Below are 12,694 nucleotides of genomic sequence, written 5' to 3' on the forward strand. Positions count from 1 at the left end.
CCGCCGCCGGGGCACCTACCCCACCGGCAGCACCACGTACGAGCCGTCCCCGAGCGTGATCACGCCGCTCTCCTCGACCTGTTCGAAGCCCAGGTGCGGCCGGCTCACGACCACCGCGAACCGATCCGCCCGCGCCGCGCGGAGCGACGGACTTACTCGTCCAGGTGCAGCACGTGTCGTACCCTTCGTCCTTCCAGGACCCCGCGTTCAGCGAACCCACGCGCGCCGAACTCGGCCGGCTGCACGCCTTCCTCGACGAGGAGCCGGCCGTGGTGGTCGCGTTCGACACCGAGGGCGCCCGATCACGCATGCGGTGCCTGATCGCGGCCGAGCGGGTCGAGGTCGTGCCGGGCATCGTCTACCGCTACTGGCGGGAGGACCTCCGCCCTGGCGAGCGGCTGGCCCCGTGGGTCACGCCTGAGTGAGCAGGCCGTCCGCCCACGCGGTGGCTCGCGCCACCGTTTCTCCGGGCTTCAGAGACGTCGTGTCGACGATTGTCAATGAATGCGGCGGCGGCACTTCCGCGTTCTTGAGCGTGTCGTTCAACGCGACGTGCCGATCAACGCGCCGAACAGCCGACTCAGCACCACGCCGTTGAACGATCCGCCGCACCAGTTCGTCCTCAGAACAGACCAACCCGAGGAAGTGCACGCCGTCGAACGAAGCGCATTCAGCGTTGGCGAGCACCTGCGAAGGCAGCCCTACGCAGCAGATCACCGGAATGAGCCCGTTCTCCACCACAGCACCAGCGAGGTCCAGCACGTACCGCCAGAAGGCGACGTAGTCGGTGCGCCCGTCAGCCACCGCGGCAGCGCCGGAAGCCACAACGTCACCGTCCAGCGCGAAAAACGACGGCCGGAGCGCCAACGCGTGGCACACGGTCGACTTCCCGGAAGCCGCAGCGCCGGTGACGATCAGCAGCGGCAGGAACGGTCGCGCGGAGGCGGCGCCGCAATGGCGACAACGGCCGTCGACGGGGCCTCCGTAGTTACCGCAGACAACGCAGGTGAGTGCCACAACAAAAGAATCAGGGCCCGTCCGGATTGGACGGGCCCTGATTTACGTGGAGCTGAGGGGAATCGAACCCCTGACCTTCTCGATGCGAACGAGACGCGCTACCAACTGTGCTACAGCCCCTTGCGGTGTTACGGGGAAGAGCTTAGCAGAGCGATGGGGGGTGGTTTGACCACCCCCCGCTACGCACCAACGGCCCCCCGGTAGGGGAGCTTCTCCAGCCCGTCGAGCTCGACGAACATCGGGTCCTCATCGTCGGCGTCCACCGGGATCGTGCCCGGACGGACGTGGTGTTCGAAGCGCGGCAAGGGTGCTAACGCCGGAGCGTCCTCCTCTTCCTGCTCCTGCGCCGCCGGCTCGACGACGGTGGCCTCGACCACCGACGGCGGAGTCTCGACGCGCTGCGTCGGCACGCGACGGCGGCGCATCTGCTGCATGCGCGCGAGGCGGCGGGCGCGGATCTCCTCTTCGATCCGCACCTGCCGGCGCAGGTAGGTCAGGTAGCCGACCAGGAGCAGGTCGACGCCCGCGTGACCCCACCAGACCACCGCGTACAGGAGACCCGCGACCAGGCCCGACACGATGGACGCGAACAGCAGGAACGCGACCACGCGACGCCGGAAGGCGTAGCGGGCCTGTGCGATCACAGCCGCCGTCTCGGGGTCGTAGCCGCCTCGGCCGGGCCGGAAGGGGCGCTCAGCGAAGGAGGCGTCGACGTCCGAGTCGTCCTCGAACTCGTCGAACTCTTCGTAGTCGTCGAACTCGGCGTCAGGCATGAGGTCGTAGTCCTCCTCCACGCTGCGCGCGTTTTCCTGGCGCTTGCGGGCCACCATGGGCACGAGGACGACCAACCAGGCGACAACCAGTGCAACGATGATCAGTGAGCTGGGCATCCCCGTTCACCTCCCCTGAACGCTAACCACGCTAGTCACAACAGTCACACCAGTGTCGGAGGCACGCCGAACGCGGTGCGTACCAAAGTGTGGTGTATCACCCACTATTGGGTGAACTGATTACTGCGCCCAGCCGTAGCCGTCAGGGAATTCGGGCCTCTCCGCGAGCGACCAAACGGCGCACTAGGCCGTCTGAGACCTCCTCGGCGGTGAGGGCGAAGCAGAGGTGGTCGCGCCACTGTCCTGCAACATCCAGATAACGCTTGAACAGGCCTTCTTCGCGGAACGACGACTTCGTCAGCACCCGCAGGCTGGCCACGTTCTCCGGGCGGACGGTCGCTTCGACCCGGTGCAGACCACCCTCGGAGAACGCGTGGTCGGTGAGCATGGCCACCGCGGCCGTCGCGACGCCGCCGCCCGCGCGGTCGGCCGCCACCCAGTAGCCGATCCAGGCTGAGCGCAGCGAGCCGCGGACGATGTTGCCAACGGTGATCTGACCGGCTAAGGCGCCGTCGACGGTGATCATGAACGGCAGCGCCTGGCCGCGGCGGGCCATGGCGCGCAGCGACGACCACTGGGCGGGCCAGGACAGCACGGCGTTGCGCTCGGTCCAGCCCTCGGTGGCGGTCGGCTCCCAGTTCTCCAGGTACTCGCGGTCCCTGATGCGGATGCGCGACCACTGCGAGGCGTCGAACAACCGCGGGCCGCGCAGCGCGACGACGCCCGCGTTCACCTCGAGCGGGCCCAGGCGCGCAGGCCAGCCCGGATGACGTCCGGCTTCGGCGGCGAAAGCGCTCATCCGCGCTGAGCGAGGAAGCTGACCAGCACTTCCTCGCCAACGGACACGTCCGTGACGTCCTCGTCGATCATGATCAGGCAGTTCGCCTCCGCCAGCGAGGCGAGCAGGTGCGATCCGCCCGTGCCGAGCGGCTGCACCAGGTACTCGCCGTTGTCCGCGTCGCGCAGCAGCTGGCCGCGCAGGAAGCCGCGGCGTCCCTTGGTGGACGCGAGCGGCGAGAGCAGGCGGGCCGACACGGCCCTGCGGTACGGGTTCTTCTTCCCGAGCGCGGCCCTGATCAACGGCCTGACCAGCACCTCGAACACGACCAGCGCGCTCATCGGGTTGGCCGGGAGCAGGAACGTCGGCACGGCGTCCGGGCCGAGCCGCCCGAAGCCCTGCGCCGAGCCGGGGTGCATCGCGATGCGCGTGCAGTCCAGGTCGCCGAGGTCGGCGAGCGCGGCCCTGACCTCGTCGCCGATCGCACCGCCGACGCCACCGGCGACGACGACGATCTCGGACAGCAGCAGCCTGCCCTCGACGACCTCGCGCAGCCTGCGCGGGTCCGACGACTGGATGCCGACCCGGCTGACCTCGGCGCCCGCGTCACGGGCGGCGGCGGCCAGCGCGTAGGAGTTGACGTCGTAGACCTGGCCCTGGCCTGGCGTGCGGTCGACGTCGACCAGCTCCTCGCCGATCGAGATCACCGACACGCGCGGCCGGGGGTGGACGAGCACCTTGTTGCGCCCGACGGCGGCCAGCAGGCCCACCTGAGCAGCGCCGATGGACGCGCCGCGGCGCACGGCGACGTCACCGGTCTGCACGTCCTCGCCGGTGCGGCGGACGAAGCCCGCCGACGGCACGCCCCGGTTGACCGTCACCTTCGCGTGGTGGCCGTCGGTGTAGCCGAGCGGCACGACCGCGTCGGCCAGCGTGGGCAGCGGAGCACCGGTCGCGACCCGCACGGCCTGACCCGGCTGCAGCCTGCGCGGCTGCCTCGACCCGGCCGCGATCTCACCGACGACCGGCAGCTGCACCGCTTCGACGGAGGCGCGGCCGACGTCGACGCTGCGCACCGCGTAGCCGTCGACGGCGGCCTGGTCGAAGCCGGGCAACGCGCGCTCGGCGACGACCTCCTCCGCGCAGAGCAAGCCCTGCGACTCGGAGATCGCCACTCGCACCGGGGCGGGCCGCACCGCGGCACCGATCACCCGAGCGAGTTGCTCGTCCACTGACCTCATGTCGTGAGTCCTCGCGCTCAGGAGTTGTCGAGGCGTTCCCGCAACCACTCGCGCAGGTCGGGCCCGTACTCCGGGGTCTTGAGTGCGAAGTCAACCGCAGCGCGGAGGAAACCCCCGGGATTGCCGAGGTCGTGTCGCCCACCACGGTGAACGACTACGTGGACCGGGTGACCCTCCGCGATCAGCAGCGCGATGGCGTCGGTCAGCTGCAGCTCACCGCCCGCACCAGGGGTGATGCGCTTCAGCGCGTCGAAAACGGCCCGGTCGAGCAGGTAGCGGCCGGCCGCGGCGAACGTCGACGGCGCGTCCTCCGGCTTCGGCTTCTCCACCATTCCGACGACCTGCTTGACGTCGTCGTCACCCGTTTCACGGACGTCGAACACGCCGTAAGCGGAGATCTGCTCGCGCGGGATGTCGAACGCCAGCAGGACGCTGCCGCCGTGCTGCTCGCGCACCTCGGCCATCCGCTTGAGCGCGCCGGTCGGCAGGATGATGTCGTCCGGCAGCAGGACCGCGACGGCCTCGTCCGCGCCGGTCAGGTTGCCCTCCGCGCAGCCGACGGCGTGGCCAAGCCCGAGCGCCTTCTCCTGGATCGCCGTCTCGGCGTGCAGCAGGTTCGGGGCCCGGCGGACCTTCGCCACGAGGTCGGACTTGCCACGCGCCTCGAGCGTCGCCTCGAGCTCCGGCTGCGGCCGGAAGTACTCGGCGACGGCCTCCTTGCCGGGCGACGTGACGATGATCAGCCTCGTCGCGCCCGCCTCGGCCGCCTCGGCCGCGACCAGCTCGATGCCGGGCGTGTCGACCACGGGCAGCAGTTCCTTCGGCACGGCCTTCGTGGTCGGGAGGAAACGGGTGCCCAGGCCGGCAGCGGGCACGATAGCGGTCTGGAAGGCGCTGCTCATGGGCAGCGATGCTAACGACTTACCTAGGGTTACCCACCATGACGTCCGATCTTCGTGACCGGAAAGCCACCGAGCGTGCACGTCTGCTCGCCGCCCGCCGCGCCGTGCCACCTGACGTGCGCGCCGCCGAAGCCGCCGCGCTCGCCCGGCACGTCGCTGAGCTGGACGTTCCCGGTGATCAGACGATCTGCGCGTTCCTGCCGGTCGGCTCGGAACCGGGTTCTGTCGAGATGCTGACGGGACTGCGCTGCCGGGTGCTGCTGCCGGTCGTGGTGGGCGCGGCGCCGCTGGAGTGGGCCGAGTTCACCGGTGCCGACGGGCTGCGCCCCGGCCCGCACAGACTGCTCGAACCGTCCGGTCCGCGGCTCGGCGTGACGGCCATCGCGTCGGCGGCGCTCGTGCTGGTGCCCGCGCTGGCCGTGGACCGGTCCGGCGTGCGGCTCGGGAAGGGCGCCGGGCACTACGACAGGTCGTTGCCGCTGGTCCAGGCGCCGCTGATCGCCGTGATCAGGGATTCCGAGTTCGTCGCGGAGCTGCCCGGCGAGGAGCACGACATTCGGATGAACGCCGTGCTGACCCCCTCGGTCGGTCTCCGCCTGCTGTGACTTCGACCAGTGCTGTTTGCGCTCCGGGAAGGTCCTGGCGCAAAATCGTGTTGGCACTCACATCGGCCGAGTGCCAGACAGAGGAGCGAAGTCCAGTGCCTACGTACCAGTACGCCTGCACCGCGTGTGAGCACCGGTTCGAGGCTGTGCAGTCGTTCAGCGACGCCTCCCTCACCGAGTGCCCCGAGTGCGCGGGCAAGCTGCGCAAGCTCTTCGGCGCCGTCGGCGTGGTCTTCAAGGGCAGCGGTTTCTACCGCACGGACAGCCGGTCGTCGAGCAAGAGCCCTGCTTCCACGGGCTCTTCGGCCACCGAGTCGAAGCCGGCCGCGGCCAAGACCGAGTCGAAGCCGAAGTCGGAGACGAAGTCCGAGTCGAAGAGCGCGCCCGCCGCCAAGGCCTCCTGAGTTGTCCACAGCCTGAGCTGTTGCTCGGTTCATGCCCCTGACGCGCCCCTAGCGTCGGGGGCATGAGTCTTTCCGGCACCCCTGCGGACCGCATCCGCTCGCTGCTCCGCTTCCGCCCCACGCACCCCGCCCGCCTGCGCAAACTCGTCGCCGGTGCGTTGGTGCTGACAGCGATCACCCTGGGCTTCTGGCCCGACGACGGGCATCCCGTGGTCACCGCCGCCCGCGACCTGCCGCCCGGCGCTGTTCTTTCGCCGAACGATCTGCGGGTCGTGTCGTTCAACAACCCCCTGGTCGGATCGTTCAACAATCCCGCGGTTCTCCAGGGTCGCTCGTTGAACAGTCCGGCAAGAGCGGGCGAGCCGGTCACGGACGTCCACCTCGCGGCCACAGAACCAGGATCGGCCGCGGTGGCCGTGAAGCTGGCCGACGCGAGCCTGACGGGCTTGGTCAGGCCGGGCAGCAGGGTCGACGTCGTCAGCAAGGACGGCCAGACGCTCGCCGAGAACGCCGTGGTCCGCGAGACGCGGGACGAGGTCGTGGTGGTGGCGTTGCCGAGACGCAACGCAACACGACTAGCCGCGCTCTCACTGGAACAAGCGGTAGCCGTTACTCTCCGCTAGCCCCCCGGTAGTCAACTGCACAGGAGTACGGCTGTGATCAAGGGATTCAAAGACTTCCTGATGCGCGGGAACGTCATCGACCTGGCCGTGGCCGTGGTCATCGGCGCGGCGTTCGGCGCGATCGTCACCGCGTTCACGTCGAACATCATCAACCCGATCATCGCGGCACTCGGCGGCTCGAACGTCAAGGGCCTCGCGGTCACCCTGGTCGACGGCAACGACAAGTCGACCATCGACTTCGGTGCGCTGATCACCGCGGCCATCAACTTCGTGATCGTCGCCGCCGTCATCTACTTCGTGTTCGTCATGCCGATGAACATCGTCAAGGAGCGGCGCAAGCGCGGCGAGGAGGTCGGTCCGTCCGAGCCGACGGACGTCGAGCTGCTCATCGAGATCCGCGACCTGCTCGCGTCGCAGCAGAGGTCGAGGGACTAGCTAGCCGCCGTGGTGCGGCGGGCGGTTCTCCCGGTACCAGGACTCGCGGTCGGGTTCGGCATCCGAACCGCGTTCGTCCGACGTGGTCTCCGGGAGGACGTCGCCGAACACCTCGGCCAACCGGCGACGACGCGCGATCGCGTCGTCGTCGGCCGGCTGGGGCTGGTCACTACTCTTCGTCAAGACCGGACAGCTGTTCGATGACGTAGGGCACCAGTGACGAGAGGGTCGCCATGCCGTCGCGGACGGCGGAGCGCGACCCCGCGAGGTTCACCACGAGGGTGCTACCCGAGACACCGACGAGTCCACGCGAGATTCCCGCGTCGACAGCACCCGCGGCGAGACCGGAGGCACGCAGTGCCTCGGCGATGCCGTGGATCGGGCGGTCGAGCACGCCCTGTGTGGCGTCCGGAGTGACGTCACGCGGCGAGACGCCGGTGCCGCCAACCGTCACCACGAGGTCGACGCCACCGATGACGGCCGTGTTGAGCGCGGCCCGGATGTCGACCACCTCACCCTCGACCGCGACGGTGCCGTCGACGATGAAGCCTGCTTCCTCGAGCAGTTCGGTGACGAGTGGGCCTGAGTTGTCGTCCTGCTCGCCGTGCGCCACCCGGTCGTCGACGATGACGACCAGGGCGCGTCCGAGGCGCTGCGCGCTGCGTTCCATACCGATCACCGTAGCGGGAGGCGCACTTCGAAGCGGCAGCCAGGACCGTGGTTGCGCGCCGCGATGCGCCCGTGGTGCGCTTCGACGAGCCCGCGCGCGATGGCGAGGCCCAGTCCCGCACCGGACGGATTGCGGGTGGGACTGCCGCGAAAGGCCACTTCGAACACCTGCGGCAGGTCGTTCTCGGGGATTCCTCCGCACCCGTCGTCCACACGCACCAGTGCGTCGGCGCCGTCCACTTCGACGTGGACGGCGACCGTCCCGTCCGGAGGTGTGTGGCGGATCGCATTGGACACGAGGTTCCGCACGACCCTCATCAGCTCGGGGTCGCTGCCGTGGACGACGGGCCACGTGTGCGCCTCGGCGACGAGCCGGACGCCCTTCAGCTGCGCCACAGGGGCCTCGGACGCCACGACGTCGCTGACGACGTCCGCCAGCGGCACGTCGGACAGCGTCAGCCGCAGCGCGCCCGCGGTGATGCGGGACAGCTCGAACAGGTCGTCGACCATCTTCGCCAGGTGCTCGGCCTCGACGCTGATCTGCTTCGCGTAGGTGGCGACCTCGCCCGGCTGGTGCACGACGCCGTCCGCGAGCGCCTCGGTCATGGCCCTGATGCCGGCGAGCGGTGTGCGCAAGTCGTGGCTCATCCACGCGACGAGCTGCCTGCGCGCCGCCTCGGCCTCGCGCTCCCACACGCTGCGCCGCGCGACGGCCCGGCCGAACACCACCGCCATCGGCACGGTGACGAGGCTGACGAGCGCGCAGATGATCAGCGTCGTGGTGAGCACCGGGGTGAACATGAACCCGCTGACCGCGAGCACCCCGCCGACGGTGGCCAGCACCGGCACGATGACCATCACGGTCATCACGCTGGTGAGACTGATCTTGCTCAGTCTGTTGAACATCGGTCGTACCGGTAGCCGACGCCCCACACCGTGCTGATCCGCATCGGGTGCGCGGCGTCGTTCTCGATCTTCTCGCGCAACCGTCGCACGTGGACGGTCACAGTGGACTGATCGCCGAACTGCCAGCCCCACACCCGTTCCAGGAGCTCGGCGCGGTTGAACGCCTTGCCGGGGTTGGAGATGAAGAACGCGAGGAGGTCGAACTCGCGCGTGGTCAGGGAGAGCTCGTGCCCGTCGAGCGTCGCGGTGTGCGCGCCGACGTCGAGCTTCAGGCCGCCGTCGGTGAGCTCGCGGACCTCCGGCGCCTTGCGGTTGGCACGTCGCAGGATCGACCCGACGCGCAACGCCAGCTCGCGCGGGCTGAACGGTTTGGTGACGTAGTCGTCCGCGCCGAGCTGGAGTCCCGCGATGCGGTCCTCCTCCTCGCCGAGCGCGGTCAGCATGACGACCGGAACGGTGTTGTTCAGCCTGCGGCAGACCTCCAGCCCGTCGATGCCAGGCAGCATCAGGTCGAGCACGACGAGGTCCGGCGGCTGCCGGCGCACCGACCTCAGCGCGTGCTCCCCGTCGCCTGCGAGCTCGACCTCGTAGCCCGCGTGCTCCAGATACCTGCGCACGACGTCGCGCACCGTCGTGTCGTCGTCGACGACCAGCACCCTCTCCACACGGACCAAGTTAGGCCACGCGTGCGGGGCCGGCCGAATTCCGTCACCAGCCCGTAAGAAGCGGAAGCCGCACCTGCGGGCACAGGTGCGGCTCCCGGTCGCATGCCCGGCCGGACGGCGGTCGGCCGAGCATCCCCCGACTACTCCACCTCGACACCGCCGAGGGTGGCTTCCACGGTGCGGCCGTCGGAGAGGGTGATGGTCACCTTCTCGTCCGGCGCCTTCGAGCGGACGGCCGCGACCAGCGTGTCCGAGCTGTCGATGCGGCGGTCCCCGAACTTGGTGATGACGTCACCGACCTTGATCCCAGCCTTCTCGGCGGCGCCACCGCTGGTGACCTTGCCGACCTTGGCCCCGCCGTTCTCGGCACCGGTGACCTCGACGCCGAGCACGGTCTGCTTGGCCTTGCCGGTCTTGACGATGTCCTCGGCGGTGCGCCGGGCCTGGTCGATCGGGATGGCGAACCCGATGCCGACCGAGCCGGCCTGGCCGTTGGCCGAGTTGGGGCTGTAGATGGCCGAGTTGATGCCGACGACCTGGCCCTGCATGTTCACCAGCGGTCCGCCGGAGTTGCCGGGGTTGATCGCGGCGTCGGTCTGGATGGCGTTGAGCACGGTGGCCTGCGAGCGGTTGTCGCTCTCGCCGCCCGCGGACACCGGGCGGTTGAGCGAACTGACGATGCCGGACGTCACGGTGCCGGACAGCTCGAACGGCGACCCGATGGCGACGACCTGCTGGCCGATCTTCAGGTCGGACGAGCTGCCGAGCTGCACGATGGGCAGGTCGGCGACGCCGTCCGCCTTGATCACGGCGACGTCCGAGCTGGGGTCGCGGCCGAGCACCTTGGCGCTGGCCGTCTTGCCGTCCTGGAAGACGACCTTGATCTGCCCCGCTCCGCCCACCGCGCCCTCGATGACGTGGTTGTTCGTGACGATCTGGCCGTCCGCGCTGGTGATGAAGCCGGAGCCCTCACCGGCGCCGCGGCCGGTCGTCACCTGGATCTGCACGACCGACGGCAGCACCTGCGACGCGACGGCCTCGATCGAGCCCTGCGACACGTTGCCGGTCTGCTGGATCGGCTTGGGCGCGTTCAGCGCGTTCGCCGACGACGTCTCCCGCGCGAACTGGTGGCCGATGTACCCGCCCAGTGCGCCGGACAGACCTCCCACCGCCAGCACGAGCGCCGCGACACCCGCCACGACCTTGCTTCGGCCGCGAGCGGCGGGACCCGCGAGCGGCGCGGGAGGCGGCTGGTAGCCGGGCGGCGCGTAGTACGGACCGGGCTGCCCCTGAGGACCGGGGCCTTCCTGGTGCGCCCAGACCTGGCCAGCGCTCTCGTGGCCAGGCTGGGCGACGTTCTCGTGGCTGGACTGAGCGACGTTCTCGTGAGCGGGCTGAGCGACGTTCTCCTGGCCCGGTTGAGCGACGTTCTCCTGAGCTGCCCGCGCGTCGGCGGCGGGCAGTTGCTGAGTGTGCCCCGGCTGGCCGGATCCCCCCTGCAAAGGATCCGGCTGGCCGGGTTCCGGCTGCGAGGAGCCCTGCACCCCTGCGCCGGAGTCAGCTTGACCGGCGTCTCGCTGCCACGGGTTCGGCTCGGGCTGCGGCGCTGGCTGGTTGCTCTCGGTCATGCCCATAGTGTGTGGTGCACGCCTGAGAGAACCCTTAAACCCAGCTGGGTATCAGTTGTGCGTTCGAAGTCGTTCCGCGATCTGCTCGGGCGTGGCGTCGTTGATCCAGACCTCCATGCCCGACTCCGAGCCCGCGAGGTACTTCAGCTTGTCCGCGGCGCGCTTCACCGAGAACACCTCGAGGTGCAGCCACAGCTCGGACCGGCCCACGTGCACGGGCGCCTGGTGCCACGCCGCGATGTAGGGCAGCGGCCGGTCGTACAGCGCGTCCAGCATGCGCAGCACGTCCAGGTACAGCACGGCGAAGTCGTCACGCTCCACATCGGACAGAGCGGCGATGTCGGGAACCTGGCGCCGCGGCACCACGTGCACCTCGACCGGCCAGCGCGCGGCGGCGGGCACGTAGGCCACCCAGCACTCGCTGGTGGCGACCACGCGCGTCTCGGCGGCCAGCTCGGACGCCAGCAGGTCGCCCATCAAGGCACGGCCGTGCTCGGCGAAGTACTCGGTCGCCACCGACAGCATCTGCGTGGTGCGCGGCGTGATGAACGGGTACGCGTAGATCTGCCCGTGCGGGTGGTGCAGCGTGACGCCGATCTCCTCGCCCCGGTTCTCGAACGGGAAGACCTGCTCCACGCCGGGAATCTCGGACAACGCGGCGGTCCGGTCCGCCCACGCGTCCACGACCGTGCGCACGCGCGAGGGCGACAGGGAGCCGAAGGAGGAGTCGTGCGACGAGGTGAAGCAGACGACCTCGCACCTGCCGTGACCGGCTGCGCGGGCCACCAGGGGCATGCCGTCCACAGTGGACGACACCTCGGGGGAGCCGACGGACAACGACGGGAAGCGGTTCTCGAACACCGCCACGTCGTAGTCGGCCTCGGGGATCTCGGTCGGACGCCCCGGCGTCGACGGGCACAGCGGGCACAGGTCGGCAGGGGGCTTGTAGGTGCGCGTCTGCCGGTGCGCGGCCATCGCCACCCACTCGCCCGTCAGCGGGTCGCGCCGCACCTCGGACAGCGGTTGCGTCACGGGCAGGTCCCGCGTGTCGACCGCGATGCGAGGTGGTGCGTCCTGCGTGTCGTCGAAGTAGATGATTTCCCGGCCGTCCGCCAGCTTTCCCGCGGTACGCCTCACGCCAACTCCTCGCCGCTTCCCGGTACGTGGGCGAGCACGAGTTCTCCGACCTGGTCGCCGAGCACCGCGCGCGCGTCGGCCGACAGTCCTTCGTCGGTCACGAGCACGTCGGCCTCGTCGAGGTCGGCGATCGTGGAGATGCCCACGGTTCCCCACTTCGTGTGATCAGCGACAACGACCACGCGGCCGGCGGCGTCGACAAGCGCGCGGTCCGTTTCGCTCTCGTTCAGGTTCGGGGTGGTGAAACCCGATCGCTCGGCCATGCCGTGCACGCCGAGGAACACCACGTCCAGGTGCAGCGAGCGCAGCGCCTGCACGGCGACCGGGCCCACCAGCGCGTCGGACGGCGTGCGCACGCCACCCGTCAGCACGACGGTGCGGTCCGTGCGTCCGCTCTGCTGCAGCACGTCCGCGACCCGGATCGAGTTCGTCACGACCGTCAGGTCGGGGATGTCGTCCAGGAAGCGGGCTAATGTCCACGTCGTCGTCCCCGCGGACAGACCGATGGCGGTGCCGGGACGCACGAGGCCCGCGGCCTGGGCCGCGATGGCCTCCTTCTCCGGCAGCTGCCGGACGGACTTCGCCTCGAAGCCCGGCTCGTCGGTGCTGCGGCCGACCACGGACGTCGCGCCGCCGTAGACCTTCTCCACCAGTCCACGTGACGCGAGCACGTCGAGGTCGCGGCGCACGGTCATGTCCGAGACGCCCAGCCGCACCACGAGGTCGCTGACGCGCACCGCCCCCGTTCGCCGGACCTCCTCCAGGATCACCGCTTGCCGTTGCCGTGCCAGCAC

17 protein-coding genes and 1 tRNA gene are annotated in these 12,694 nt (G+C 69.9%); 5 read left to right on the forward strand and 13 right to left on the reverse strand.

What is annotated here, in order from left to right:
- The first annotated feature begins 173 nt into the window (after positions 1-173).
- Complete coding sequence (locus FKR81_RS22010) at positions 174-425, forward strand: hypothetical protein (protein WP_146354016.1); 252 nt, start codon at positions 174-176, stop codon at positions 423-425.
- On the opposite strand, the gene FKR81_RS22015 is transcribed toward FKR81_RS22010, so the two are convergent.
- The 6 genes from FKR81_RS22015 to FKR81_RS22040 form a co-directional block, all read right to left on the reverse strand.
- Positions 412-1,017, reverse strand: coding sequence for a hypothetical protein (locus FKR81_RS22015; RefSeq protein WP_146354017.1), 606 nt, complete (start codon positions 1,015-1,017; stop codon positions 412-414). The genes FKR81_RS22010 and FKR81_RS22015 overlap by 14 nt on opposite strands.
- A 47-nt stretch (positions 1,018-1,064) precedes the next feature.
- Positions 1,065-1,137 (reverse strand) — tRNA-Ala (locus FKR81_RS22020).
- A gap of 59 nt (positions 1,138-1,196) precedes the next feature.
- Complete coding sequence (sepX, locus tag FKR81_RS22025) at positions 1,197-1,907, reverse strand: divisome protein SepX/GlpR (protein ID WP_146354018.1); 711 nt, start codon at positions 1,905-1,907, stop codon at positions 1,197-1,199.
- A gap of 142 nt (positions 1,908-2,049) precedes the next feature.
- Positions 2,050-2,706: a GNAT family N-acetyltransferase gene (locus FKR81_RS22030; RefSeq protein WP_146354019.1), complete on the reverse strand. Its 657-nt coding sequence runs from the start codon at positions 2,704-2,706 to the stop codon at positions 2,050-2,052.
- Entirely contained in the window at positions 2,703-3,926 is a 1,224-nt protein-coding gene (gene glp / locus FKR81_RS22035; protein WP_146354020.1) for a molybdotransferase-like divisome protein Glp, read from the reverse strand. The genes FKR81_RS22030 and glp overlap by 4 nt, the downstream gene beginning before the upstream one ends.
- A gap of 17 nt (positions 3,927-3,943) precedes the next feature.
- Positions 3,944-4,828, reverse strand: coding sequence for a UTP--glucose-1-phosphate uridylyltransferase (locus FKR81_RS22040; RefSeq protein ID WP_146354021.1), 885 nt, complete (start codon positions 4,826-4,828; stop codon positions 3,944-3,946).
- A 38-nt stretch (positions 4,829-4,866) separates the two neighbouring features.
- Between FKR81_RS22040 and FKR81_RS22045 the strand changes: the two genes are divergently transcribed.
- The 4 genes from FKR81_RS22045 to mscL all read left to right on the forward strand — a co-directional run bounded on the left by FKR81_RS22045 (position 4,867) and on the right by mscL (position 6,895).
- Entirely contained in the window at positions 4,867-5,433 is a 567-nt protein-coding gene (locus tag FKR81_RS22045) for a 5-formyltetrahydrofolate cyclo-ligase (protein ID WP_146354022.1), read from the forward strand.
- Positions 5,434-5,528: 95 nt separating this feature from the next.
- Entirely contained in the window at positions 5,529-5,837 is a 309-nt protein-coding gene (locus FKR81_RS22050) for an FmdB family zinc ribbon protein (RefSeq protein ID WP_146354023.1), read from the forward strand.
- Between the two features lie 62 nt (positions 5,838-5,899).
- Positions 5,900-6,460, forward strand: a complete 561-nt coding sequence (locus FKR81_RS22055) for an SAF domain-containing protein (RefSeq protein ID WP_146354024.1) — start codon at positions 5,900-5,902, stop codon at positions 6,458-6,460.
- 33 nt (positions 6,461-6,493) lie between these two features.
- Positions 6,494-6,895 (forward strand): large conductance mechanosensitive channel protein MscL, encoded by a 402-nt coding sequence (mscL, locus tag FKR81_RS22060; protein WP_146354025.1) that lies wholly within the window; start codon positions 6,494-6,496, stop codon positions 6,893-6,895.
- On the opposite strand, the gene FKR81_RS22065 is transcribed toward mscL, so the two are convergent.
- The 7 genes from FKR81_RS22065 to FKR81_RS22095 form a co-directional block, all read right to left on the reverse strand.
- On the reverse strand, positions 6,896-7,078 hold the full coding sequence (locus FKR81_RS22065; protein WP_146354026.1) for a hypothetical protein: 183 nt from the start codon (positions 7,076-7,078) through the stop codon (positions 6,896-6,898).
- Positions 7,065-7,565: a MogA/MoaB family molybdenum cofactor biosynthesis protein gene (locus tag FKR81_RS22070; RefSeq protein ID WP_030467661.1), complete on the reverse strand. Its 501-nt coding sequence runs from the start codon at positions 7,563-7,565 to the stop codon at positions 7,065-7,067. The genes FKR81_RS22065 and FKR81_RS22070 overlap by 14 nt, the downstream gene beginning before the upstream one ends.
- Positions 7,566-7,570: 5 nt before the next feature.
- Positions 7,571-8,470, reverse strand: coding sequence for a sensor histidine kinase (locus FKR81_RS22075; protein WP_146354027.1), 900 nt, complete (start codon positions 8,468-8,470; stop codon positions 7,571-7,573).
- Positions 8,455-9,135 (reverse strand): response regulator transcription factor, encoded by a 681-nt coding sequence (locus FKR81_RS22080; protein WP_146354028.1) that lies wholly within the window; start codon positions 9,133-9,135, stop codon positions 8,455-8,457. The genes FKR81_RS22075 and FKR81_RS22080 overlap by 16 nt, the downstream gene beginning before the upstream one ends.
- A 140-nt stretch (positions 9,136-9,275) precedes the next feature.
- Complete coding sequence (locus tag FKR81_RS22085) at positions 9,276-10,763, reverse strand: S1C family serine protease (RefSeq protein WP_146354029.1); 1,488 nt, start codon at positions 10,761-10,763, stop codon at positions 9,276-9,278.
- Positions 10,764-10,814: 51 nt separating this feature from the next.
- Entirely contained in the window at positions 10,815-11,900 is a 1,086-nt protein-coding gene (galT, locus tag FKR81_RS22090; protein WP_146354030.1) for a galactose-1-phosphate uridylyltransferase, read from the reverse strand.
- Entirely contained in the window at positions 11,897-12,694 is a 798-nt protein-coding gene (locus tag FKR81_RS22095; RefSeq protein WP_146354031.1) for a DeoR/GlpR family DNA-binding transcription regulator, read from the reverse strand. Before FKR81_RS22095 ends, galT begins: the two co-directional genes overlap by 4 nt.

Origin of the sequence: Lentzea tibetensis (genome assembly GCF_007845675.1) — a bacterium.
Classification (GTDB): Bacteria; Actinomycetota; Actinomycetes; order Mycobacteriales; family Pseudonocardiaceae; genus Lentzea; species Lentzea tibetensis.